Origin of the sequence: Rhodococcoides fascians A44A, from assembly GCF_000760735.1 — a bacterium.
Taxonomy (GTDB): domain Bacteria; phylum Actinomycetota; class Actinomycetes; order Mycobacteriales; family Mycobacteriaceae; genus Rhodococcoides; species Rhodococcoides fascians_E.
On the sequence record NZ_JMEX01000003.1, the window covers coordinates 71,854 to 96,301 of the forward strand.

Below are 24,448 nucleotides of genomic sequence, written 5' to 3' on the forward strand. Positions count from 1 at the left end.
GGGCACTCGCACCGAAGAACGAACTACAGAGCTTTGAGCTCCTCGATCACCGAGTTGACGGACTTCTTCGCGTCGCCGAACAACATCGAGGTGCGATCGGCGGTGAACAGCGGGTTGTCGATACCGGCGTAACCCGAGCTCATCGATCGCTTGAGCACGATCACCGACCGCGACTCGTCGACGTTGAGGATCGGCATACCGTGGATCGGGCTCGACGGGTCGTTGCGCGCCGCCGGGTTGGTGACGTCGTTGGCGCCGATGACGATGGTGACGTCGGTGCGATTGAACTCGCCGTTGATGTCGTCCATTTCCTTCATCGCGTCGTACTCGACGTCGGCCTCGGCGAGCAGCACGTTCATGTGCCCCGGCATACGGCCGGCAACGGGGTGGATCGCGTACTTGACCTCGACGCCCTTGCTCTCGAGGATCGACGCCATGTCCTTGACGGCATGCTGAGCCTGCGCGACAGCGAGGCCGTACCCGGGCACGACGATGACCTGCGATGCGTACGCCATCTGGATCGCTGCATCCGCGGCCGATGTCGACTTGACCGTGCCACCCGATGCGTCCGCGCCCGGTCCGGCATCGCTACCACCGCCACCGAACGACCCGAACACGATCGCCGGAATGGACCGGTTCATCGCCGTTGCCATCAGGTTGGTCAGGATCGAACCGGATGCGCCGACGATCATGCCTGCCACGATCATGGCCGTGTTGTTCAACGCAAGACCGGCAGCCGCTGCCGACAGTCCGGTGAGCGCGTTGAGCAGCGAGATCACGACGGGCATGTCCGCGCCGCCGATCGGGAACACCACGAACAGACCCATCAGCCCGGCTGCGACGAGCACCAGCACGATGAACCACACCGAGGTGCCCTCACCCGGAGTCGACTTGACACCGATGTAGATCGCGACCGCCACGGCGAGGACGAGCAGCACGATGTTGGTGAGCTGGAAGATGCGCGCATTCTTCACGAACGCCTTCTCGACGTTCTTGTTCAGCAGTTCCTGCAGCTTGAGGAACGCCACGAGCGAACCCCAGAACGACACCGAACCGATGACTGCGGCGAACAGCGATCCGACGACGATGTGCACCGTCGGCTCTTCACCGTGCTGGAACGCCGAGAACCCGTCGGTCTCGATGAACTCCGCCCACGCGATGAGCGCGACGGTGCCGCCGCCGACGCCGTTGAACAGCGCCACCAGCTGCGGCATGGCCGTCATCTTGGTGCGCTTGGCCGGCGGAACGCCGAGCAGAACACCGATCGCGAGACCGGCGGCGATGAGAATCCAGTTGATCGCGGCGGCGTCGCGCACCTCGATCAGGGTCGCGACGACGGCGATACCCATACCGACAGCGGCGATCCAGTTGCCGCGGACGGCGGTCTTCGGGCCCGTCAGGCCCATCAGACCGTAGATGAACATCGCGAACGCAACGATGTAGAGAATGTTGACGACATTGTTCATCAGGAATCGGCACCCTTCTGGCCAGAATCAGACGACGCCGCAGGATCAGAAGCGACGGGTGCCTTCTTGGACTTGAACATGCTGAGCATGCGGTCGGTGACCAGGAAGCCGCCGACGACGTTGAGCGTGCCGAAGATCAGCGCGACGAACGCGATGATCCGCACACCCCACGACGCATCCTCGGGCAGACGGCCGAGCACGATGAGCGCGCCGAGCACGACGATGCCGTGAATGGCGTTGGTGCCGGACATCAACGGTGTGTGCAGCGTGTTGGGAACCTTGGAGATGACGGCGAATCCGACGAAGCCCGCCAACACGAGAATCGCGATGTTCGCGAGAAGAGCGGTGTACATCAGGCGTCAGCCTTTCTGGTGACACAGGACTGCGCGACGACCTCGTCGGAGAAGTCCGGCGTGAGTGCGCCGTTCTCGTCGAGAAGCAGTTCCAGCAGTGCGGAAACGTTCTTCGAGTACAGCTCGCTGGCGTGCTCGGGCATGGTGGCCGGCAAGTTCAGCGGCGAGGCGATGGTGACGTCGTGCTTGACGACGGTCTGGCCGGGCTCGGTCAGCTCGCAGTTGCCGCCGGTCTCACCGGCGAGGTCGACGACGACACTGCCGGGCTTCATGCCCTCGACAGCGGCGGCCGTCACCAGACGCGGAGCCGGACGACCCGGCACCAACGCGGTGGTGATTACGACGTCGAAACCCTTGATCGCTTCTTCGAGTGCCTGCTGCTGCTGGGCACGCTCGTCCTCGGTCAGCTCACGTGCGTATCCGCCCTCACCGGCAGCGTCGATCCCCAGATCGAGCCACTGCGCACCGACGGAACGAACCTGATCGGCCACCTCCGGGCGCACGTCGTAACCGGTTGGCCGGCCGCCGAGACGCTTCGCTGTCGCCAACGCCTGCAGACCCGCGACACCTACGCCGAGGACCAGCACGGTCGCCGGCTTGACCGTGCCTGCGGCGGTGGTGAGCATCGGGAAGAAGCGAGTCGATTCCGACGCGGCCAACAGAACGGCCTTGTACCCGGCCACGTTGGCCTGCGAGGACAGTGCGTCCATCACCTGTGCGCGGGAGATACGCGGGATCGCCTCGACCGCGAACGCCTGCACCCCGGCGGCGGCGAGTGCGTCGATCTTGTTGTCGGCGTTACGCGGCGCCAGGAATCCGATCAACGTCGAACCCGACGACAACTTCGAGATCTCGGCATCCGTCGGCGGGGCCACCTTCACCACTACGTCGGCGGACCACGGGTCCCCGATCGTTGCTCCGGCCGCGGCATACAGCTCGTCCGGAATCAACGCTCCCGAACCCGCACCGGACTCGACGACGACCTCGACGCCCTTACCGATCAGCGACGCGACGACCTTGGGCACCAAGGCCACTCGGCGCTCGCCGTCCGCGGACTCACGCACGACACCGACACGTGTCGTCCTGCTCTCTGTGCTCTGCGATGTTTCCAATTCTCCGACTTTCGTATGTTGAATGGCGCCCGTGGTACGGCGAACGGGGGTAACCGCGCGGCAAACAGGCAAAGCCCAGCGTCAAGGCACAAGGTCCCTGATGATAGCCAAATGAGGCAGACCTCAGGTAACCCAGACCACAACTGCGGTCTGTTCTGAATCGAATCCGACGCGTCCCGACGTGCAACCCTTCCATTTGCGGTGACGGACATCACAGTGGGCACGTCGGCGCCCACCTACAGTTGCGGCGTGAACAACTGCGTGTTCTGCGCCATCGTCGACGGCGATGCCCCCTCGGTCCCCGTGTACGACGACGACGACGTCGTGGCGTTTCTCGACATCAGACCGATCACTCGCGGCCATCTCCTGGTGATTCCGAAGAGACACTCGCAAGACCTCGACACATTGGATCCGCGCCTCGGCGGCGCAGTGTTCGCCGCCGGACAACGACTGTCTCGCGCGATAAGGCGGTCGGATCTTCGTTCGGACGGCGCCAACCTCGTCCTCAACGACGGCAAAGCCGCCTTCCAGACCGTGTTCCACACGCACCTTCACGTCGTACCGCGATGGACCGGTGACACACTGCGGTTCGTGACGGGATTCGTGACGCGACGGCTGAAGAATCCCGAGGCGACGGCGTCGGCGATCAGGACGGGTTTGACGCGTTTGGACGAGGAAGAGTCCCGGTGAAGCTGTTTCTGGCGTCGTACCGGTTCGGCGCGCACGTCGACGAATTTCTCGCGCTGACGTCCGGTCCGGGTCGCGTCGCCGTGATCGCGAATGCCGCGGATGTGTGGCCCGCCTCGGCGCGGCAGTCTGCCGTCGTCAGCGAACTGCGGAGCCTGAGCGAACTCGGTTACGTCGCCGAGGAACTCGACCTCCGTCGATTCCGAACCGACCGCGACGCGCTCCGCCGAGAACTCGACGCCGTCGACACGGTCTGGATCCGCGGGGGTAACACGTTCGTGCTGCAAGCTCGGCTCGAGATCGCGGGCGCCGACGGCGAGATCACCTCGCGAGTGCGGGACGGTTCCCTCGTGTTCGCTGGGTACAGCGCGGGCGCGTGCATCGCCTCACCGTCGCTTCGAGGAGTGGAGGCAGCCGACGATCCGGCGGAAGTCGAGGCGGCCGCCGGTCGAACAGCATCGTGGACCGGCCTCGGTCTGACCGACCACTCGTTCGTCCCGCATTTCGGGTCGATTCTCGACGAGGACGGCGCCGCGCAGGCCATGGTGTCAGTGTTCGAGCGCGAGAACGTCCCGTACCTGACGCTGACCGACGAGCAGGTCGTCGTGGTCGACGGCGATCGCTTCGAGCGCCTCTAACCGAACTGTGCGATCGGGGCCAGCCGGTCCAGCGAGATCCACGCCATTTCGCACCGGCGGCGCGTCACTTCGTCGGCGTCGATCAGCAGCATGTCCAGCAGCATCTTGGGCCGTCGCTTCCACGTCTGTTCGGCGTCGGCGACGGTGGCGCGCTCGAACAATCCGGACTGCGCGAGTGCGGTGACCCACTCCTGGACGTCTCCGCGGTGGAGCGCCTCGATGGTGTCGTAGTCGACTCCGCCGTCCTGGAATTCGTACGAGAACATCGCAGCGACGTGGTTCCACGACTTCTGTTTCGGCTCCATCATTTTCGGGCCTCCTCGCTGACACAGGGGCCGACGGTGTGTGCCACTCCCGGCCCTGGACGGACCTGACGACCCGCCTTCGCAGGACGCTAGACCTCGCAGCTACAACATTGCGTTGCGTGCGCGCATCGATCAGGTAACGGAAGTGACTGAAGTTACTGGTGTGACTCACCTCGGCCGTGTGCAACGACATCCAGCACGCGACTCGGTAGGCTCCACAACCGTGTGGAAGCGGGCAACCATCATCGGCGCGGTAGCGGCAGTGACTCTTGCCGCCGGATGCTCCGGTTCCAACAACTCCGACAACGGCGCGTCGCCCACGACAGAGCCGGACTCCGCACAGACCGAAGAACTGTTCGTCGGAGAATGCGGTTCGCTGACCGACGAAGAACTGACGTCCATCACCGGGGTCCGCGGGCTCGCCTCGTCGTCGAAGAACGCTGTTCGCTGCCGCTGGGACGCCGTCGACACCGGCGCATACGCGATGTTCACCTGGTATCGAGGAAGCCCGATAGACCGCGAACGCACCGTCGCCGGCCAGATGGGACGCGAGATCGGCGTCATCGATGCCGACGGGCACCCGGGGTTCACCGCACGAGGAAGCGACGCGTCGTGCGAGGCAGGCGTCGAGTCCGGCGACGGCTTCCTGCACTGGTCGCTCAACTACGTCTACGCCGCACCACCTCGCGACAGTTGCGACGTGGTCGAGGACCTCGTGCGCGCGACCGTCGAGAATGCGAGATAGGCACTGCCATGAGACGTCGAACTTCCCTGGCCGCGGCCGCAGCGGCACTGTCCCTACTCGTCGGCGGCTGCAGCACGACCGTCTCCGGAACCCCCGTCGCGCAAGGCGCGGGTGACGTCGACACAGAATTCGACAAACTACTGCAGGAATGCGTCGCCGTGCCGGACGACAAGATCGCCGAGTCGGTCCAAGCGGACACCGTGAGCCAGTACTTCTTCGGTGCGGTCTGCATGTGGTCCGGATCCGGCCCGTCGGGGCTGATCGACGTCACGTTCGCCTGGTACGAGGACAATTCGCTGGGCCGCGAGCGCGAGCTGTCCGAGAAACTCGAGTACTCGGTGGAGCCGGTCACGGTGGGCGGCGCGAGCGCCTTTCTGTCCCGGCGGCCGGGCGACCCCGCGTCCTGCGGCATCACCGCCTCGTACTCCGGCACCATCACCTGGTGGGTTCAGTACCGATCCGGAACAGTCGATCCGTGCGCCGGAGCAACCAGACTCGCGGAGCTGACACTGCAACGCAATACGTAGCCGACCTAATTCTCGCGGTTTCAATCAACTCCGGTTCATGCCGCGGGCTCCACTCCTAGTCTGGGGTGATGACCGACCTGACCGAACTGCGCCGCGCACTCCCCGAGGGATCCGTCATCGTCGATCCCGACATCACCGAGGGATATCGACGAGATTGGGCGAAGGACCCCGATGCCGGATCACCGCTGGCCGTCGTGCGAGCAACCTGCACCGCCGACGTGCAGGCGGTCATGAAGTGGGCCACCGCGCATCGCGTCGCGGTGGTTCCCCGGGGCGCCGGTTCCGGATTGTCCGGCGGTGCAACCGCCGTCGACGGCGGAATCGTTCTCACGACCGAATCGATGCGGGACATCCATGTCGATCCCGTGACGCGTGTAGCCGTGACCCAGCCCGGTCTGCTCAATGTCGAGGTCAAGAAAGCCGCCGCCGAGCACGGCCTGTGGTATCCGCCCGACCCGTCGTCGTTCGAGATGTGTTCCATCGGCGGCAACGCAGCCACCAACGCGGGCGGTCTGTGCTGCGTGAAGTACGGCGTGACCACCGACTACGTGCTCGGCCTCGAAGTGGTCCTCGCCGACGGCACAGCTGTGCGTCTCGGTGGCCCTCGGCTGAAAGATGTTGCGGGACTCTCTCTGACCAAGCTGTTCGTCGGCAGCGAAGGCACCCTCGGGATCATCACGGAGATCACCGTTCGACTGGTGCCCGCACAGCCGCCCGCGAGCACCGTCGTCGCATCGTTCTCCTCGGTGCGCGACGCGACGACGGCGATTCTCGCGATCACCCGGAATCTCCGTCCGTCGATGCTCGAGTTCATGGACCGTGCGTCGATCGGAGCGGTCGAGGACGCGATGAAGATGGGACTGGATCGGGGTGCGGCCGCGATGCTCATCGCCCGCTCGGACTCCCCCGGCGCAGATCGCGGACGGGAAATCGACATCATGGCCTCGGCGTGCACCGAAGCAGGGGCATCCGACGTGTTCACCACCGACGATCCCGACGAGGGTGAAGCCTTCGCTGCAGCACGGCGATTCGCGATCCCTGCGGTGGAACGGATGGGTAGCCTCCTGCTCGAGGACGTCGGGGTTCCATTGCCGGCGCTCCCCGACCTGGTCGAGGGCATCGAGAGGATCGCAGAGAAGTACGAAGTACTGGTCGCGGTCATCGCACACGCAGGCGACGGAAACACCCACCCTCTGATCGTGTTCGACCCAGCCGACGCGGACATGGAGCGACGCGCGAACATCGCGTTCGGCGCCATCATGGATCTCGCGATCTCGCTGGGCGGCACGATCACCGGTGAACACGGAGTCGGCAGGCTCAAGAAGGCCTGGCTACCGGATCAGGTGGGCGAGGACGTCATGAAGCTGACTCAGCGAATCAAGTCCGCACTCGACCCCGACGGCATCCTCAATCCCGGAGCCGTTCTCTAGTCGAGGGCGGCGGCGCACTCGTCGGAGACGGTCAGGACATCGTCGAGAATCTCCAGGCCCTGTCGGAGTTCGTCCTCGGTCGTCGTCAACGGTGGCGCGATCTGAATTCTGTTGCCCGCCATGAACGGCCACAGGCCGCGCGCTTTCGCCGCCGCGGTCACCTTCCCCATGGGTTCGGCATCCTTGCCCGTCGCCGCGAACGGCACCAACGGGTCACGCGTCTGCCGATCCTTGACCAGTTCCACAGCCCAGAAGAACCCCCGACCTCTCACTTCCCCGACGCTGGGATGGGACTCGGCGAGCTTGGCCAGTCCGGCGCCGAGCACGTCGGCGCCGACGCTTCGGACGTAGGGCAGAATTCCGTCGCGTTCGAACACTTCGATGGATGCCACACCGACCGCACAGGCCAGCGGATGCCCCGAGTACGTCAACCCGCCCGGATAGGGCTTGTGATCGAATTTCGACGCGATGGCTTCGGAAATGACGACGCCGCCCAGCGGGACGTAGCCGGAATTGATTCCTTTCGCGAAGGTGATCAGGTCGGGCTCGACGTCCCAGGCCTGGCAGGCGAACCATTCCCCGACCCGGCCGAATCCGACCATGACCTCGTCCGCGATGTAGACGATGCCGTACCGGTCGCACAGTTCGCGCACCCCCGCCAGGTAACCCGGCGGTGGCACCAGGACACCGTTGGTACCGACGACGGATTCGAGGATGAGGCCCGCGATGTTCCCCGGGCCCTCGAGCTCGACGACCTGTTGCAGATGGGACAGCGCCGCTGCGGTCTCGTCCTCGGGAGTCGTTGTGCCCCAGGGTGACCGATAGGGGTACGGACCGAAGAACCGGACGACGTCGACGTTGGTCGGTTCGGTGCCCCACCGCCTCGGTTCACCCGTCAAGCCGATGGCCACGCCGGTTCCGCCGTGGTACGAGCGGTACGTGGCCAACATCTTCGTCCGGCCGGTGTGCTGGCGGGCCAGGCGCACGGCGTGCTCGACGGCTTCTGCTCCTCCGGTGGTGAAGAAGACTCGGTTCAGATCGCCCGGTGCTCGCTCCGCGACGAGAGCCGCGAGCTTGCTTCGGGTGGAGTTGGCGACCGTCGGGGAGATCGTCGTCAGCACACGGGCTTGGTCGACGATCGCCGCCACGAGATCCGGGTGCTGATGACCCAGGTTGACGTTGACGAGTTGCGACGAGAAGTCGAGGTATCGATTCCCCTTGTCGTCCCAGAACCAGGACCCTTCGCCGCCGTCGACGGTGATCGGGTTCAACTCGGCCTGCGCCGCCCAGGAGTAGAACACGTGGTCCATCTACTTGCCGCCTTCCTCCGATCCGACGGATGCAGTCGTCGCCCCTGCCAGATCCGGGATGACGTGCTCACCGTAGGACTCCAGTGTCGCCGATTTGGCATCGTGCTGGAGGTACACCGAGAACTGGTCGACACCCAGCGCTTCGAGCGCCTTCAGCTTCGTGACGTGCTCGGCGGGGCTGCCCAGGATGCAGAACCGGTCGATCACGTCGTCGGGCACGAACTCGGCGTGCGAATTCCCGGACTTACCGTGCTCGTTGTAGTCGTACCCGGTGCGTGCAGCGATGTAGTCGGTCAACGCAGCAGGTACACCCCCACCGTCGTTTCCGTATCTAGCCACGATGTCCGCGACGTGGTTGCCCACCATTCCCCCGAACCATCGGCACTGATCACGCGCATGCGCGAGTGCGCTCGCGCTGCCGTCGGTGACGTAGGCGGGTGCTGCCACACAGAACTTGATCGACGACGGATCCCGCCCGGCGGCGTCCGCGGCGGCCCGGACTCGTCCGATCGTCCACGACGCGATGTCCGGGTCGGCGAGCTGCAGAATGTACCCGTCGGCGACTTCCCCGGTGAGGTCGAGCGCCTTGGGTCCGTACGCGGCAACCCACACCTCGAGTGTCGATCTCGTCGCCCACGGGAATCGGACGACGGTGTCACCGAGCGACACCGACCGGCCGTTGGCGAGCTCGCGGATGACATGAATGGACTCGCGCAACTGGGCGAGCGTCGTCGGCTTTCCGCCGAGGGTGCGAACCGCCGAGTCACCTCGACCGATTCCGCAGACCGTACGGTTGCCGAACATGTCGTTGAGCGTGGCGAACGTCGACGCCGTCACCGTCCAGTCACGGGTGGCGGGATTGGTCACCATCGGCCCGACGACAACCCTCCTGGTTTCCGACAGGATCTGGCTGTGAATGACGTACGGCTCCTGCCACAGCAGGTGGGAATCGAACGTCCAGACATGCGAGAAACCATGCGTCTCCGCGCGTCTGGCGAGGTCCACGACGCGTGATGCAGGCGGAGTGCACTGCAACACGACTCCGATGTCCATCGGTCACACGAGATTCTGCGACAGCTCGCGCTTCACGAACCGCCCGTCTCCGGCCGAACCACGATATTCGCCGCCGTCGACGATCACCTTGCCGCGGGAGATCACCGTGTCGACGTGTCCGTCGATCTCGAAGCCCTCGTAGGCGGAATAGTCCATGTTCATGTGGTGCGCCTTTCCGAGTCCGATGCTGGTGTGGCCGTTCGGGTCGTAGATCACGAGGTCACCGTCCGCACCGGGCGAGACGATGCCCTTCCTCGGGTACATGCCGAACATGCGCGCGGGCGTGGTGCAGCAGACGTCCACCCACTTCTCCAGGGTGATCCTGCCGTTCTTCACCCCCTGGAACATCAGGTCCATGCGGTGCTCGACGGATCCGATTCCGTTGGGAATCTTGGAGAAGTCACCGATGCCCATTTCCTTCTGGTCCTTCATGCAGAACGGGCAGTGGTCGGTGCTGACGGTGGCGACGTCCCCCGTTCGTAGGTAGCGCCACAATTCGTCCTGGTGGCCTTCGGCGCGGGATCTCAACGGCGTCGAGCACACCCATTTGGCGCCGTCGAATCCCGGCGCGCCGAGCTGCTCTTCGAGCGAGAGGTACAGATACTGCGGGCAGGTCTCGGCAAACACGTTCTGCCCGTTGCCTCGTGCGACCGCGATCTGTTCCAGTGCCTGCTTCGCGGAGACGTGTACGACGTACAGCGGGGCTCCGGTGACGTTCGCCAGCATGATGGCACGGTGGGTTGCTTCTTCCTCCAACTGCCACGGTCGCGAGGTGCCGTGAAAGTACGGTGCGGTGTCGCCGCGCGCCACCGACTGTGCGACGAGCACGTCGATGGCGATCCCGTTCTCGGCGTGCATCATCAGCAGCGCACCGGTCTCCGCTGCGGTCTGCATGGCGCGCAGTATTTTTCCGTCGTCGGAGTAGAACACGCCCGGATACGCCATGAACAGTTTGAAGCTGGTGACACCTTCGGACACCAACTCGCTCATCGCTTTCAGCGAATCACTGTCCACGTCGCCGATGATCTGGTGAAACCCGTAGTCGATCGCACAGCGCCCGGCAGCTTTCTCGTGCCACTGCGCCAGCGTGTCCTGAACTCGTTGCCCTGGAGTCTGGATGGCGAAATCGACGATGGTGGTGGTGCCGCCCCACGCTGCGGCCCGGGTGCCGGTCTCGAACGTGTCCGACGCGAACGTGCCCCCGAACGGCATCTCCATGTGCGTGTGCCCGTCGACTCCACCGGGGAGCACGTATTTCCCGGTCGCGTCGATCACCGTGTCCGCCGTCTGGGTCAGGTCGGCAGCGAGCACCGTCGAACCTGGTTGCAGCACAGCGACGATGGTGCCACCGTCGATCAGCACATCGAGCGGTTGGGCACCCGTCGGCGAGACGACTGTGCCTCCGTGAACGAACGTCGTCCCCATCTCAGCACCTCCGGCCGGCGGTCATGGCTCCACCAGCGGCGCGTAGGCGTCGGGTCTGCGGTCCCGATAGAACGCCCACCGGTCACGGACCGTCTTGATGAGATCCATCTCCAGGTCACGCACGATCAACTCGGGCTCGCTGTCCGAGGCGACGTCACCGACGAACTTGCCTTCGGGGTCGACGAAGTAGCTGGTGCCGTAGAAGTCGTCGTCGCCGTACTCCTCGATGCCGACGCGGTTGATGGCTCCGATGTAGTACTCGTTGGCCACCGCCGACGCCGGCTGCTCGAGCTTCCAGAGGTAGTTGGACAACCCGCGCGAGGTGGCCGACGGATTGAACACGATCTCGGCTCCGGCGAGACCCAACGCACGCCACCCTTCCGGAAAGTGCCGGTCGTAGCAGATGTAGACGCCGATGCGACCTACTGCGGTGTCGAACACCGGCCAGCCCAGGTTGCCGGGCCGAAAGTAGAACTTCTCCCAGAAACCGTTCACGTGCGGGATGTGGTGTTTGCGGTATTTCCCCAGGTAGGTACCATCAGCGTCGACCACGGCCGCGGTGTTGTAGAGCATGCCCGGTTGTTCCTGCTCGTAGACCGGCAGGATCATGACGATGCCCAATTCCTTCGCCAGTGCCGCGAACCTGTCGACGGTGGGTCCCGGAACCGACTCGGCGTAGTCGTAGAACTTCGAGTCCTGCACCTGGCAGAAATACGGGCCGTAGAACAACTCCTGGAAGCAGACGACCTTCGCCCCTTGTTCGGCCGCACTGCGCGCGTATCCCTCGTGCGCCTCGATCATCGTCTGCTTGTCGCCGGTCCAGTTGGTCTGGACCAGAGCCGCTCGAACTGTCGTCATGGCTGACCACTTCCGTCCCTCGTTCTCGATGGGCCTGTTCAACATAAGTGATCCACGAGGTACACGTGCGGTCAATGGTGTTACAACATGAAGTGAGGACGTTTCGGCCGGGTAACGACTCAGGTCGACGGCATCAACAGGGCCCGCACGGCGTCGATGGTGTCCGCATCCGCGGGGGTCTTGTCCGGCCGATACCGCAGCACGCGTGCGAATCTCAGTGCCACACCACCCGGATAGCGGCTACTGGTCTGCGCGCCGTCGAGCTCGATCTCCACGACCAGTTCGGAGTTCAGGTAGACGGTGTGCTCGTCGCGCGATCGCTCGTGCTCGAGAAATTCCTCGGTCTGCCACTGCAACAACGCATCGGTGAGACCTTTGAACGTCTTACCGACCATGATCGGGTCACCGCCGTCCGGGTCACGCGCTCCCAGATGCAGGTTGGACAACCACCCGGTGCGTCGCCCGTAGCCCCATTCCGCAGCCAACACGACGAGGTCGAGAGTGTGCTCGGGTTTGACCTTCTGCCAATCCTTTCCCCGTCGTCCGGCCGCGTAGATCGAGGACAGCGACTTGATCATCACCCCTTCGTGACCGGCGTCCAACGCCGCATCGAAGTGAGCGGCGGCCGAATCCGCGTCGGGTCGCACCAAGGACGGGATCCGATGTTGCGGAGCCACGCGCTCGAGGGCGTCGAGTCGTCGTTCGAGCGGTTCGTCCAACAGGTCAACTCCGTCGAGGTGGATACAGTCGAAGAAGTACGGCTGCAAGAGCAATTCGTGTGCGCTCTGCGCGCCGAACCGACTCATCGTCTCCTGGAACGGCCGGGGTCTCCCACCGTCGGTCAGCGCAAGGGTTTCACCGTCCAACACCACGGACTCACAGGGAAGTGTGCGAATCAGCTCCACCAATTCCGGTACGCCGTCGGTGATCTCGCGCAACGTCCTGGTGTAGATGTGCACGTCGTCTCCGAGCTTGTGCACCTGGATCCGTGCACCGTCGAGCTTGTACTCGACGCTCACATCTCCCTCCATGTCCGCCCAGGCGGACGCCAGCGTCTCCGCCGGCGAGGCGAGCATGGGACGAACCGGCCTTCCGACCTGAAGACCGAAGCCTGCCAGTGCCTCCTCCCCACCGTTCAACGCAGCAACTGCGGTCGCGTCGAGACGCCCGGACAACATGAACGCCCGGCGCACCGGCGCCGGATCCAACCCGGCGGCCTTGGCGATCGCATCGGTCATCACTCCTTCGAGCGCACCCTGGCGAAGTTCACCCGTCATCAGGCCGACGAGAAACTTCCGTTCCGCCCCGGTCGCCGACGCCCAGAGGTCGACCAGCAGTTCACGCCGCCGCGCGGCCGAGCCAGGTCCCGACGTCGACGCGACGGCCGTGATGGCGTCGTCGACCTCGCTCACCGTCAGCACACCGTCCGGAGCGGCCGAGACGTCGATGTCTGCCAGAGTGCGCCACCCGACCCCGATGCGGCCCTGCGGCAGCTCCCCGGACAGCCAGGACACGACGACCCCCACGTCCGCGGACTGCAGGTCGGCGAGCAGCAGGCGTAGAGCCTCGGTCTTCGCCTTGCGGGAGCGCGTGGCACCGACGGCCGAGGAGGTGTCGATGATTCGAGTGAACAGCACGTACCGAACGTAACCGGAAGGTCGGACACTCAATCCTTCCGCGGCGCGAGCGTGCTCGGTCGACGTGTGTCAGCTGAAGCCGAGTACCCGGTCACCCCACGCCACCCTGGTCTCCCCGTCCGGGTCGTCGACGACGTTGTCCTGGCCGTCGATCACCAATGTGGCACGAGCCGGCTCGGTGTACAGCGGCCAGTGTTTCGCGCCGTCCAGCGTTGCGGGAACTCCGTGACGCGCGAACGCCGTCCACCGCTTCATCACACGGGCCGAGACGGCCGTCGCAGCTTTGCGGCCACCGAGCCAGAACGTCGGGTCGCGGTTCAGGGTGCCGAAGTTGCCGAAGACGTAGGGCAGTTCCGTTGCGTGACCGGCTCCGATCCGCGCGGCTTTCAGCATCGGCGTCGCGTGGTCGAACCGGTACATCCAGACCGGCGAATGCCTGCTGTGCGCGTCGGCGATCCAGAGGCTGGGCATCTTGAACCCCGCGTCGGTCGACATCGCGAGCGCCCCGGAGGTCTTCGATCGTTCCGGGTACGCCGACATGATCTCGGCGACGCGGAAAGCAGGCAGTTCCGCGTGGTCGTTCGCGATCGCCCGGAACATCTCGGACACGGTGTCCGAGGTGACCGGCATCAGCGGCGACTTCATCAACCGGAAGATCGACGCCTCGTCGTTGTTGGTTCCGATGATCAACGGAATTCGGTGGGCGAACCCTTTCTGGAACGCCGCGACCGGATACCGAGGCACGATGTCGCCGTCGACGACCGGCGCGAGCCCGAGTGTGCCGGGCACCTTCGTCGGGATCTCGTAACAGAGCGTGTCGCCCGCCTCCACGAGCCGCATGAACTCGATGGTCTTCAGCTCGTGGATTCGATCCGGCGTGACGTCGACGAGTTCGAGGAATCGTCCCGCCACCTGCGCAGCGCGGTCGGGACCGTACACCGACGTCGCGGGTGCGCTCTGCACTATCGCGCGGTGGAACAACCCCGCGGCCTTCGGCGACGTCATCAGCGTCGTCACCGACGCGCCACCCGACGATTCACCGAACAGCGTCACGTTCGACGGGTCACCGCCGAACGCGTCGATCGATCGGCGCACCCACTCGAGCGCCGCGATCATGTCCCGCAAACCAAGATTCGATTCGAACACCGTGTCGTCGGTGGAGAACGAGGACAGGTCGAGGAATCCGAACGCGCCGATCCGATAATTGATCGTCACGATCACCAGGTCGCCGACTTCCGCGAGACGCCGACCGTCGTACACCGCCTGAGACGAGGACCCGAGCGAGTAGGCGCCGCCGTGAATCCACACCATGACCGGTCGCGGGGTTCCGTCCGGCTCCGGCGCCCACACGTTGAGCGACAGGCAGTCCTCCGACATGGGGATGTCGGGATCGATGGGTACCGGGTTGTCCAGGCCCTGCGGAGCGACGGACCCGAAGTGCCTGCAGTCCCGCGGCTGTGTCCACGGTTCGACGGGGCGAGGGGATCGAAATCGATGTTCACCGTCCGTCGGCGCCGCGTAGGGAATGCCCTTCCACGCGTGGACCGACCCGTCCTGATGGCCGATCACATCGCCGTCGGGCGTGCGCACCTGGCATGTCGTCTCGCTCATGGCCCCTCCTACGATCTACCGGCGTTCGCCAACGTACCAACTCCCCGTCGGCGCGGATCGTCGTTCATGTCCGCGACGTTCTTTATGCTGAGCCGTATGACGCGGGTTCGGATCTACGCTGGTGCAGCGTGCGGGCTTGCCGCCGTCCTCCTGTCCGGGTGCAGCACGCAGTCGTCGGGGAACGCAACGGCGCCCCTCGCGACGGTGGACACCGATCCGCCGTCGGTGATCCGGACGACCACACCCCCGGCCACGACAACTCCCGCGCAGACGACCACTCTGCCGTCGACCACTCTGCCGACGACGAACTCGACCACTACGCCCGCAGTCGCCGACCCCGCTCGCTACGAGGGGCTCAGCGGTTTCTACTACTTCACCTCCCCTACCGGGAAATTCGAATGCGCCGTGTTCATCACCGATGCGTCGGTCGCCGGCTGTCACGGCGAGTTCCCGCCCACTGCTCCCCGGGTCGAGGGCAGCGGCGCTCCGGATTCTCGAGTGGCTCCCAACACGATCGAGCTGACGGCCGGCACCGCGGCGCGATTCCTGAGCTCCGGTGACCCTCGGTTCCATCGGTTCGACGCCATCGCCACTCCGCTCCCCTACGGTGAAACGCTCTCGATACCCGGGTCGGGTACGTCGAACGGCATCACGTGCAGGGTCGACGAGCTCGCCGGGGTCTCCTGCACCGACCAGGTAGGGCATGGTTTCACCGTGTCCGACACGGCGTTCGAGTTGAAGTGACCGGTGTGTTTCGCAGTGCGAACGACCGGGCATAAGCTGACAGCCGTACGGCGAGACCGCCGCACGATCATCTGTCGCGGCCGAGAGCACTGAGCTCTCCGACCGGGAAGGAGTTTTCCCGATGTCCACCACGCCGACTCGACGCAACGCCAAAGTCATAGGCGTCAGCGTCGCCGCCGCGGTCGGCGGCTTCCTGTTCGGTTTCGACAGCTCCGTGATCAACGGGGCCGTCGACGCCATCGAAGGCCGTTTCTCACTTGGCTCGTTCACCACCGGCTTCGTCGTCGCCATCGCGCTGATCGGGTGCGCCGTCGGCGCCTGGTTCGCGGGCTCGCTCGCCGATCGATGGGGCCGCAAGAAAGTGATGGTGCTGGGCTCGGCCCTGTTCACCATCTCCTCGCTGGGATCGGGCCTCGCCTTCAGCGTCCCCGACCTGATCCTGTGGCGCATCCTCGGCGGCCTCGGTATCGGTATCGCCTCCGTCATCGCGCCCGCCTACATCGCCGAGATCGCTCCCGCGAAATGGCGCGGAAGTCTGGCGTCACTGCAGCAACTCGCCATCACCCTCGGGATTTTCGCCGCCCTTCTCTCCGACGCCCTGCTGCAGGGCGCCGCGGACGGTGCGTCCAACGACCTCTGGCTCGGTCAGGAAGCCTGGCGCTGGATGTTCCTCGTCGGCGTCGTACCGGCCCTGATCTACGGCCTGCTCGCAGTCACCATCCCCGAGTCACCTCGCTACCTCGTCGGCAAGCACCTCGACCAGGAAGCTGCCGACATCCTCGCCAACATCACCGGTGAACTGCATCCCGACGAGCGAGTCCACGAAATCCGCCTCACTCTCCGCAAGGAGGAGAAGGCCTCGTTCGCCGACATCCGCGGCCCCAAGTTCGGGCTTCAGCCGATCGTGTGGGTCGGCATCGTCATGGCCGTCCTGCAACAGTTCGTCGGCATCAACGCGATCTTCTACTACTCGACGACGCTGTGGAAGTCCGTCGGCTTCACCGAGGACCAGTCGTTCACGACGTCGGTCATCACCTCGATCATCAACGTCACGATGACCTTCGTGGCCATTCTGTTCGTCGACCGAATCGGCCGACGCAAACTGCTCCTGGGTGGTTCCGTCGGCATGTTCGTCGGCCTGCTGATGGCAGCGATCTCGTTCTCCCAACAGATCGGCAGTGGCGACGACGTGTCCCTCCCGAGCCCGTGGGGTGCCGTCGCGTTGGTCGGAGCGAACCTGTTCGTGATCTTCTTCGCGGCGACGTGGGGACCCATCATGTGGGTTCTTCTCGGCGAGATGTTCCCCAACCGTATGCGCGCCGTCGCCCTCGGAATCGGAACCGCCGCGAACTGGCTGGCCAATTTCGCTGTCACACTTGCCTTCCCGCCGCTCACCCAAGCGATCGGCCTGTGGGCGATCTACGGATTCTTCGCCGTCATGGCGGCAGTCTCGTTCTTCTTCGTCAAATCGAAGATTCCCGAGACCAACGGCAAGGAGCTCGAGGACATGCAGTAACGGATCGCCGACGAGAGTGCTAGGGTCGGCGATGTTCTGACACGGGGTGCGTCCGTACATGCGGATGCTGAGATCACACCCGTCGAACCTGATGCAGGTAATGCTGACGAAGGGATGTCAAGGCGATGACAACGCCTGTGCACTCGGTGCACTCGGAAAAACCCGGCGATTCCGGTCGCTACACGGATAACCTGTGGGACGCGACGGCGGATCTGCGCGCCGCGATCGACGATCTCGAGTTCCTCGAGCTCCTCGGTGACGGCACGCTTCCGCTGGACGCGTTCCGCACGTACATCGCCCAGGACGAGCTCTACCTGGCCGGATACGCCAAAGCCCTGTCCATCCTGGCGTCGAGAGCGCCGGACACGCAGACCGCGGCGTTCTGGGCGTCGTCTGCGGCAGGTGCCGTCGCCGAAGCGTCACTTCATGCGTCGCTGCTGTCCAGCGACGCGCTACCGAGCCCCGGTGCCGAGATCGAACATTCACCGGCGTGCCTCGGCTACGTCTCGTACCTCGTCGCCACCGCCGCGACCGAGCCCTACGCAGTCGCGGCCGCGGCCGTACTTCCGTGCTACTGGATCTATGCCGACGTGGCAGTTCGCTTGTCGCTCGCGGCACGGGAAGTACTGCAGCGCGATCCCGAACACCCCTATGCACGGTGGGTGTCCACGTACGATTCCGACGAGTTCCGCACGCTCGTCGACGGCGCCCGCGCCCTCGTCGACGACGCGGCTGCTGCGGCGACGGACGTGCAGCGCCGCGCCATGACGCAGGCGTTTCGCATCGCCACCCGGTACGAACTGATGTTCTGGGACACCGCACTTCACCCGACGCCGTGGCCGGTGGCACGATGAAACGTCTCCTCGCCCTTGCGTGCGCCGCGATCTCCGTGGCGGGCCTGACCTCGTGCGCGCAAACGAACGATTCGGACACCATCAGGTTCGCGCTCGACTGGACACCCAACACCAATCACACCGGCTTGTACGTTGCCCTCCAGGAGGGCTACTTCGCGGACGCAGGGTTGAACGTAGAGGTGTTGCCGTACAACAACACATCGTCGGACACCCTCGTCGATTCCGGTAACGCGGAGTTCGGGATCAGCACGCAGAGCTCCACCGTCTTCGCGAAAGCCGCCGGTGCGCAGATCGTTTCGGTGCTCGCCCCCCTGCAACACTGGGCGACGGCAATCGGTGTCCGCGCAGACCGCGACGACATTCCGAGCCCCAAGGCATTGGACGGCAAGGTGTACGCCGGCTTCGGCGACACAGGTGAGCAGGCAGGCCTACGACAGGTCATCCAGAACGACGGTGGTAGAGGCGAGTACGAGACCGTGGTGCTGGGGACGTCGGCGTACGAAGCCGTGTACTCCGGTACCGCGGACTTCACCGTCTCCTATCTCGCATGGGAAGGCATCGAAGCCGAGCACAGCGGGACCCCGATGAAGTACTTCGAGAACACCGACTACGCGTTCCCCGACGCGTACGCCATCACCATCAGCGGCAACGAGAACTGGCTGGCCGACAACCCCGATGAAGCCGGGAAATTCGTCCAGGCACTGCAACGCGGGTACCAGCTTGCGGCCGACGACCCCGATCGCGCCGCCCAGGACGTCATCGACGCCAACCCGGGAACCTTCACGGACGAATCGTTGGTCTTCGAGAGCCAACGAATGTTGGCGGACAAGTACATGCGCACCGACGACGGCACGGTCGGTACGCAGAACCTCGACAAGTGGACCGAGTACTCGAAGTTCTTGTACGACAACGGGGTTCTGGTGGACGAGAACGGCGCGCCGCTCTCGTCCGAGCCCGACTGGTCCACGTACTTCACCGACGAGTACGTCGGCGAATGACTGCCTCGGCGATCGGCGACGCGTCTTCCGAGGCGTCTCCGGCCGCACGCGGTGTCCGGCGATGGCCGACTGCCGGAGCGGACGGGCGGGCTCTTGTTCGCTGGGCCCTGCCGTCGGCAACCATCGTCGTCGTCCTCGTCGCGGTGTGGCAGATCTACGTCACCGTCAGTGGAATTCGGCCTCAGGTACTTCCCTCACCCACGCGAATCCTGAGTCAGGGATGGGCGCATCGAGACGCGATCGCGGCCAATGCTGCAGCGACACTGCAGGTCACGGTCATCGGTTTCACCGTATCCTGCGTCGTCGCCTGGATTCTCGCTGTCGCCGTCGACTTCTCGCCCTGGCTGCGTCGAGCAGTCGTTCCGTTGTTCGTGGTGTCGCAGACACTGCCGATCATCGCGATCGCGCCCCTGCTGATCATCTGGTTCGGGTTCGGCTTGCTTCCGAAAATCCTCGTCATTGCGTTGGCGACCTTCTTTCCCATGGCAATCGGCCTGATCGAGGGCTTCGCCTCGGCCGATCGCGACGCCCGAGCGCTGCTGTCGAGCATGGGAGCCGGCCGCTGGCAGCAGTTCAGATACGTGCGTCTACCGTCGGCGATGCCGCGGTTCTTCACCTCGCTCCGAATCGGCATCACCTACGCCGTCGTCGGTGCGATCTTCGCGGAATATGCCGGTGCGAGCGCGGGCCTCGGCATCTACATGAGCCAGCAGAAGAACTCGTTTCGTACCGATCTGGTGCTCGCTGCCGTCCTCGTCACCGCCGTCATCAGCGTCCTGCTCTTCTTGCTGACGTACGTCGTCGAGAGACTGTTCATACCCTGGGCTCGCGACGAACGGGGACGAGAGGAACAGCCGCGATGAGCAGAGTGCACGTGGCAGGCCTGACGAAGTCCTACGGCAACCGCACGATCCTGGACGGCATCGACTTCGACGTCGAACCCGGTGAATTCGTGTCGGTGATCGGCCCGAGCGGATCCGGCAAGAGCACCATCTTCAACATGGTGGCCGGCCTCGACTCGCCGGACGGGGGTGTCGTCGAAGCACCCCGCAGTGCCTACATGCCGCAGAAAGACCTGCTGTTCCCCTGGCGGTCGGTGCTGGACAACACGACCCTCGGCCTCGAGGTGCAGGGCGTTCCGAAGAAAGAGGCGCGTACCCGGGCTCGGGAGCTGTTCGACGTCTTCGGACTCGCTGGGTACGAGAACGCTCGGCCCTCGGAGATGTCCGGGGGAATGCGCCAGCGCGCCGCACTCCTCCGGACCGTCGTTCAAGGCCACGACCTACTCCTGCTCGACGAACCGTTCGGCGCGTTGGACTCGCTGACCCGAACAGACATGCAGGAATGGTTGCAGGACGTCTGGCTTCGCTACCGCTGGACGGTACTGATGATCACGCACGACATCCGAGAGGCCGTGTACCTCTCGGATCGCGTGGTGGTTCTGTCCGACAAACCGGCCCATGTCCGACGCCAAGTCGCCGTTCCCCTGCCGAGGCCACGTGAGCCGATGGTCGTAACGACACCCGAATTCGCTGCCGTCGAGTCGGAACTGATCGACGTACTCGTCAGCGCACGTCGGTCACGAACCCAGTCGGGACGCTAGAGCTGCCACTGCGGATCGTGCGTCCGCGAGGCTCGCTTCCGCCTGCGGAGTCAACGCCGCCATCGCCGGAACCCGGGAGGCGAGCGTCAGGTCCACGGTCACGACGAAGACTTCCATCCCCAACGCCACACCGAGCACCTGCTGCAACTGCGGCACCGTGTGATCGGCACCGAAGTCCGGCGTTCCCGGGCCGTACTGGTTGCCTCGCGACGACACCACAACAACCGGCTTGCCTTCGAGAGGCCGAGTCGGCGCGTCGAACGGCACGGTGATGCCCGGAACGTGGATGTAATCGATCCACGCTTTGAGTGTCGACGGAACGGACCAGTTGTACATCGGCGCACCGACGAGAAGCACATCCGCGGACACCAACTCGTCGATCAGTTCCTTCTGCAACGCCTCCGCCTCCGGCGGCGCAATCTCGTCCGAAGTTCTCAGATGCGGCGCCCAGTGCAACGCGGACGTCGGCAGATGAGGCGGCGGATTGCGATGCAGATCCCGATAGATCACAGAATGATCGGCACCGAGCGAATGCCAGGTGTCCGAAAAATGTGCGGTCACCGCTCGACTCACGGACGCAACAGGATCAGCGGAAGAATCTAAATGCAACAACTGCGGCACGGACACTCCTTCTAGTAGCGGTAACTAGAGAATATGCCCAGCATGGGAGTAGAGCCTGCAGATAGGCTCGAGGTATGGATCATCGGTACATTGCATCGGCGTTGTCGCACCCTGATGCACAGTTGGTTGCCGCCCGCATTGCGGAGTCGGGTGATCGTGTACCCACTGTTTCGCTCGATGGAGTGGAACTCGACATCGACGAGTCGGGCCGACGAGCTGTCGTGGAACTGCTCCGACTTCTCGCCGGGGGTACGTCGGTGACGGTGGGCCCGGTGAGCGAGCTACTGACGACGTCGCAGGCAGCCGAGATCCTCGGTGTATCCGACACTTACGTCCGAAAACTGGCCGACGCGGGCGACCTCGCGATCGAGATGCGCGGCACTCACCGCAGGTTCCGCCTCGAAGATCTTGTCCGACTTCGGGAGACGTTCAAGAAGAATCAGCCGGCTTCGCGGCCGAGCAACTCGGACTGAAGGGTCAGCAGGTCCCGGAAGGCCTCTCCTGATGCACGCCACAGCTGTTCGCTGTCGATGAAGTCGACGCCCAGCAAGTTGACATCTCCACGGTAGGCGCCGACGTCGACGGACAGTTTGCGAACGATCATGGAGATGTCACGCTCGAGGTATCCGGAGTCGCTACTTTCCAGGGCCCGGAACTGAGCGGAAAAGTGGTCGGCCGAGATCCGTCGGTCCACGAATTGCGCAACAAGGATGACGAAACGCGATGCGTGCAGCGATGGGGATCGAAACGAATGCTCCACGGAACTTTGCCTCCCTGGTCGACAACGCCACTCGTCGTCGCCATCGAACTCAACGGACCGAGACGCCGACGTAGCTGGGCAGCGGATCCGCCGGGGACCTTGCCGTGCGAGGGGTGTCGAACGTCTCGATAACAAACAGGAACTTCACCCACGATAGGGAGTAGAACCTGATCGATCCGCTGTTTCTGGGATTGCTATGACCGTTCACAACAGAACGGTCGGTCCACTTGTGACCTACAGAAGCGACCCGAGCGGCGCGCGTTCAGGGGTGTCGAGCTCCCAGAATTTCCAACCGTCGCAGACCTGCGCATCGCCGCTGATATGTGTCGCGACGGCACTGGCGGCCTCGGTGGGATCTTCGAATCTACGGCCCTCCATCGGTCCACGCACGATCTCGAGGCGCGAACTGTCGGGGTCGTACCGCGCACTGAGCCGGTAGCCGTCGAAGTCGGCAACGACACGAACGCGCAGGTCGATAACCTCTTCGACCGACGCGGAACGCTTTGCATCCGTTCGCCGGGTCTTCTTGCCGACGCGATGAGACGCCGCGGAGTGCGCTGCTTCTGCCAGCGTCGGGTCAGCGTCGACGTTCAACCCCAGAAGACTCCACCTGTCGTGACCGTGTTGCACCCGGCCGACAGCGATTGCGTGGTGTCCGGTACGAGAGCGCAACGGAGAATCCTGCACCCACAGATCGACCTCGCCCCTGATGTCCGCGGCCATTTCCTCTGACGACACCATAAAAAAAGACGGATCCGACTTGCCCAGATCCACGAACACCCAGTACGTCGAGCCGGTGTCATCGGTGGCCAGCGACTCGTCCTGCCGACGCGCCTTCCAGTCACCCTCCACCTTGGACCTGACTCGGACCACGCAGCTGGAACCGTCGACTGCCCACACCTGGACCGGATTGCGACGCGACGTGGTGAGCCGCTCAGCGCGACCCCCGTGCATCACCACCGCTTCGATGAATGCGCGTATGCCCTGCTCCGAAACGTCTTCCACGGTGCTACCTCTGTTCTGCCTACCCGTGCAGATGAAGAGAGGTGCCTACGACGGGTAGCACGCGCACGACTCGGGAATCTGACCTCAGCCTAGTGGTCCGGCGCCTCACGTGGATACCGTGCACAATCGACGCATGAACGTACGGGCCGAGCACGACGCCGAAAGAAGCAGATTCGTGTTGTACTCGGACACCGAAGTTGCCGCGGTATCCGAGTACTTCGACGTCGGAGACACCCGCAATTTCTTCCACACCGTGACACTCCCCCAGTACCGCGGCAGAGGGTACGCCGCGGTACTGACGGAATACGCGTTGAACGACACCCGCTCGCACGAACTGTTCGTTCAGCCGTCCTGCTGGTTCGTCCGCGAATTCATCGAAACGAACGCAGACAACTTCGGCGACCTGCTCACTTCTCCCGGATCGCCCGGCGAGCGGTAGCGAACAACGGGTAGTTGTCCGTATGCTCGCCGTCCTCACCCTTCTTCTTCCGGTACCGTTCCAACGACTTCGCAACGCGCAGTTCGTGTTCACGGATTACGTTCTCGTACAGATACATGGGAACTCCTCGAATAGCTTTGCAGCCCAGCATGATCAGGACAGGCGAAGACGCCGAATGCCCTGCGAATACGAATAGCGGAATGGACGTCGCTACTCGAACGAGAGTGCGGCACGGGACACCGTAAACGGATGCCCGGCAATGTTTTTGAGTTCTCTCACCAAGTCGCACCCCTTTCGGTCCATGTACTCGCCGTGTTCCGTGCACCATCATGCTGCACAACTCTCACAGGCGCCACCGAATTAAATTGCACGGCACATCGCGCCGGCTCGTCATCGGGTCGCGGGCAATCGGAGTGCCGTCGACAGCAGCGTCGGTGACCATGTGGCACGTGCGTGAGCGGCTGTGTACCTGAGAGCGGCGGGGTGACCTCATGTTGTGCGTGTGGTGGTGTCAGCGCACATTCGGGGGGTGTTTTTAGTGGGTGGTCGGGGTCCGGTGTCGGATGCTCGCCGTTGTGTCAGATGCACGGCGTAGTGCTAGCACTGGGGTGAGCGTCCGGCACGTGGGCGAGCGTGTGGCACGTAGGCGAGCGTGTGGCACGTAGGCGAGCGTGTGGCACGTAGGCGACCGGTGGCTCGTGGGGGTGTGCATGGTGGGGTGTGTTTGGTTCGGGTATGCAGAACACCCCCG

25 protein-coding genes, 1 pseudogene and 1 riboswitch are annotated in these 24,448 nt (G+C 64.3%); of the genes and pseudogenes, 13 read left to right on the forward strand and 13 right to left on the reverse strand.

Annotation, left to right across the window (positions count from 1 at the left end):
* Window positions 1-23 precede the first annotated feature (23 nt).
* From BH95_RS00880 to BH95_RS00890, 3 genes are read right to left on the reverse strand one after another with little or no spacing between them, the layout of a single operon-like run.
* Entirely contained in the window at window positions 24-1,466 is a 1,443-nt protein-coding gene (locus tag BH95_RS00880) for an NAD(P)(+) transhydrogenase (Re/Si-specific) subunit beta (RefSeq protein ID WP_019667176.1), read from the reverse strand.
* Window positions 1,466-1,819, reverse strand: a complete 354-nt coding sequence (locus BH95_RS00885; RefSeq protein ID WP_019667175.1) for an NAD(P) transhydrogenase subunit alpha — start codon at window positions 1,817-1,819, stop codon at window positions 1,466-1,468. The genes BH95_RS00880 and BH95_RS00885 overlap by 1 nt, the downstream gene beginning before the upstream one ends.
* Complete coding sequence (locus tag BH95_RS00890) at window positions 1,819-2,931, reverse strand: Re/Si-specific NAD(P)(+) transhydrogenase subunit alpha (protein ID WP_019667174.1); 1,113 nt, start codon at window positions 2,929-2,931, stop codon at window positions 1,819-1,821. Before BH95_RS00890 ends, BH95_RS00885 begins: the two co-directional genes overlap by 1 nt.
* Before the next feature lie 249 nt (window positions 2,932-3,180).
* On the opposite strand from BH95_RS00890, the gene BH95_RS00895 reads away from it, so the two are divergent.
* A complete protein-coding gene (locus BH95_RS00895) occupies window positions 3,181-3,621 on the forward strand; it encodes an HIT family protein (RefSeq protein ID WP_026348142.1) in 441 nt (146 codons plus the stop codon).
* Window positions 3,618-4,256, forward strand: coding sequence for a Type 1 glutamine amidotransferase-like domain-containing protein (locus tag BH95_RS00900; protein ID WP_037180654.1), 639 nt, complete (start codon window positions 3,618-3,620; stop codon window positions 4,254-4,256). Before BH95_RS00895 ends, BH95_RS00900 begins: the two co-directional genes overlap by 4 nt.
* On the opposite strand, the gene BH95_RS00905 is transcribed toward BH95_RS00900, so the two are convergent.
* Window positions 4,253-4,564: a hypothetical protein gene (locus BH95_RS00905; RefSeq protein WP_019667171.1), complete on the reverse strand. Its 312-nt coding sequence runs from the start codon at window positions 4,562-4,564 to the stop codon at window positions 4,253-4,255. The two genes, BH95_RS00900 and BH95_RS00905, sit on opposite strands and share 4 nt — an antisense overlap.
* Window positions 4,565-4,784: 220 nt before the next feature.
* On the opposite strand from BH95_RS00905, the gene BH95_RS00910 reads away from it, so the two are divergent.
* The 3 genes from BH95_RS00910 to BH95_RS00920 all read left to right on the forward strand — a co-directional run bounded on the left by BH95_RS00910 (window position 4,785) and on the right by BH95_RS00920 (window position 7,263).
* Window positions 4,785-5,306 carry a DUF3558 domain-containing protein gene (locus tag BH95_RS00910; protein WP_244164753.1) on the forward strand — a complete coding sequence of 174 codons (522 nt, stop codon included), beginning with the start codon at window positions 4,785-4,787 and terminating at the stop codon, window positions 5,304-5,306.
* Between the two features lie 8 nt (window positions 5,307-5,314).
* Window positions 5,315-5,833 (forward strand): DUF3558 domain-containing protein, encoded by a 519-nt coding sequence (locus BH95_RS00915; protein WP_019667169.1) that lies wholly within the window; start codon window positions 5,315-5,317, stop codon window positions 5,831-5,833.
* A gap of 68 nt (window positions 5,834-5,901) precedes the next feature.
* Window positions 5,902-7,263: an FAD-binding oxidoreductase gene (locus BH95_RS00920; RefSeq protein ID WP_020113120.1), complete on the forward strand. Its 1,362-nt coding sequence runs from the start codon at window positions 5,902-5,904 to the stop codon at window positions 7,261-7,263.
* Here the strand turns inward: BH95_RS00920 and BH95_RS28535 are convergent.
* The 6 genes from BH95_RS28535 to BH95_RS00950 form a co-directional block, all read right to left on the reverse strand.
* Window positions 7,260-8,573, reverse strand: a complete 1,314-nt coding sequence (locus tag BH95_RS28535; protein WP_037180656.1) for an aspartate aminotransferase family protein — start codon at window positions 8,571-8,573, stop codon at window positions 7,260-7,262. The two genes, BH95_RS00920 and BH95_RS28535, sit on opposite strands and share 4 nt — an antisense overlap.
* Window positions 8,574-9,626: a TIGR03842 family LLM class F420-dependent oxidoreductase gene (locus BH95_RS28540; RefSeq protein ID WP_019667166.1), complete on the reverse strand. Its 1,053-nt coding sequence runs from the start codon at window positions 9,624-9,626 to the stop codon at window positions 8,574-8,576.
* A 3-nt stretch (window positions 9,627-9,629) separates the two neighbouring features.
* Window positions 9,630-11,051: a dihydropyrimidinase gene (gene hydA / locus BH95_RS00935; protein ID WP_019667165.1), complete on the reverse strand. Its 1,422-nt coding sequence runs from the start codon at window positions 11,049-11,051 to the stop codon at window positions 9,630-9,632.
* Window positions 11,052-11,072: 21 nt separating this feature from the next.
* Window positions 11,073-11,909, reverse strand: coding sequence for a nitrilase-related carbon-nitrogen hydrolase (locus BH95_RS00940; protein WP_037140411.1), 837 nt, complete (start codon window positions 11,907-11,909; stop codon window positions 11,073-11,075).
* A gap of 119 nt (window positions 11,910-12,028) precedes the next feature.
* Window positions 12,029-13,546 carry an ATP-dependent DNA ligase gene (locus BH95_RS00945; RefSeq protein ID WP_037180658.1) on the reverse strand — a complete coding sequence of 506 codons (1,518 nt, stop codon included), beginning with the start codon at window positions 13,544-13,546 and terminating at the stop codon, window positions 12,029-12,031.
* A 69-nt stretch (window positions 13,547-13,615) separates the two neighbouring features.
* The gene (locus tag BH95_RS00950; RefSeq protein WP_037140415.1) at window positions 13,616-15,157 is read right to left on the reverse strand and encodes a carboxylesterase/lipase family protein; all 1,542 of its coding nucleotides are present in this window, start codon (window positions 15,155-15,157) and stop codon (window positions 13,616-13,618) included.
* A gap of 96 nt (window positions 15,158-15,253) precedes the next feature.
* Here BH95_RS00950 and BH95_RS00955 point away from each other — a divergent pair, with 96 nt between their 5' ends.
* The 6 genes and pseudogenes from BH95_RS00955 to BH95_RS00980 all read left to right on the forward strand — a co-directional run bounded on the left by BH95_RS00955 (window position 15,254) and on the right by BH95_RS00980 (window position 20,872).
* Complete coding sequence (locus tag BH95_RS00955) at window positions 15,254-15,901, forward strand: hypothetical protein (RefSeq protein ID WP_244164757.1); 648 nt, start codon at window positions 15,254-15,256, stop codon at window positions 15,899-15,901.
* 73 nt (window positions 15,902-15,974) lie between these two features.
* A pseudogene (locus tag BH95_RS00960) lies at window positions 15,975-17,417 on the forward strand (sugar porter family MFS transporter); the annotation flags it as partial.
* Between the two features lie 32 nt (window positions 17,418-17,449).
* Window positions 17,450-17,549: riboswitch (TPP riboswitch) on the forward strand.
* Window positions 17,543-18,271: a TenA family protein gene (locus BH95_RS00965; protein WP_037180661.1), complete on the forward strand. Its 729-nt coding sequence runs from the start codon at window positions 17,543-17,545 to the stop codon at window positions 18,269-18,271. Its footprint overlaps the riboswitch before it by 7 nt.
* Window positions 18,268-19,269, forward strand: coding sequence for an ABC transporter substrate-binding protein (locus tag BH95_RS00970; protein ID WP_244164761.1), 1,002 nt, complete (start codon window positions 18,268-18,270; stop codon window positions 19,267-19,269). The genes BH95_RS00965 and BH95_RS00970 overlap by 4 nt, the downstream gene beginning before the upstream one ends.
* Window positions 19,266-20,132: an ABC transporter permease gene (locus tag BH95_RS00975; protein ID WP_037162391.1), complete on the forward strand. Its 867-nt coding sequence runs from the start codon at window positions 19,266-19,268 to the stop codon at window positions 20,130-20,132. Before BH95_RS00970 ends, BH95_RS00975 begins: the two co-directional genes overlap by 4 nt.
* Window positions 20,129-20,872 (forward strand): ABC transporter ATP-binding protein, encoded by a 744-nt coding sequence (locus tag BH95_RS00980; protein WP_019667156.1) that lies wholly within the window; start codon window positions 20,129-20,131, stop codon window positions 20,870-20,872. Before BH95_RS00975 ends, BH95_RS00980 begins: the two co-directional genes overlap by 4 nt.
* On the opposite strand, the gene BH95_RS00985 is transcribed toward BH95_RS00980, so the two are convergent.
* On the reverse strand, window positions 20,849-21,493 hold the full coding sequence (locus BH95_RS00985) for an FMN-dependent NADH-azoreductase (RefSeq protein WP_027499055.1): 645 nt from the start codon (window positions 21,491-21,493) through the stop codon (window positions 20,849-20,851). The genes BH95_RS00980 and BH95_RS00985 overlap by 24 nt on opposite strands.
* Window positions 21,494-21,567: 74 nt before the next feature.
* Between BH95_RS00985 and BH95_RS00990 the strand changes: the two genes are divergently transcribed.
* Window positions 21,568-21,966, forward strand: a complete 399-nt coding sequence (locus BH95_RS00990) for a helix-turn-helix domain-containing protein (RefSeq protein WP_037180665.1) — start codon at window positions 21,568-21,570, stop codon at window positions 21,964-21,966.
* Here BH95_RS00990 and BH95_RS00995 read toward each other — a convergent pair.
* Together BH95_RS00995 and BH95_RS01000 are read right to left on the reverse strand one after the other, a co-directional pair.
* On the reverse strand, window positions 21,933-22,253 hold the full coding sequence (locus BH95_RS00995) for a hypothetical protein (protein WP_019667153.1): 321 nt from the start codon (window positions 22,251-22,253) through the stop codon (window positions 21,933-21,935). The genes BH95_RS00990 and BH95_RS00995 overlap by 34 nt on opposite strands.
* A 234-nt stretch (window positions 22,254-22,487) precedes the next feature.
* A complete protein-coding gene (locus tag BH95_RS01000; RefSeq protein WP_026348138.1) occupies window positions 22,488-23,258 on the reverse strand; it encodes a hypothetical protein in 771 nt (256 codons plus the stop codon).
* Window positions 23,259-23,391: 133 nt separating this feature from the next.
* Between BH95_RS01000 and BH95_RS01005 the strand changes: the two genes are divergently transcribed.
* Window positions 23,392-23,697, forward strand: coding sequence for a GNAT family N-acetyltransferase (locus BH95_RS01005; RefSeq protein ID WP_020113110.1), 306 nt, complete (start codon window positions 23,392-23,394; stop codon window positions 23,695-23,697).
* Window positions 23,698-24,448: the final 751 nt, after the last annotated feature.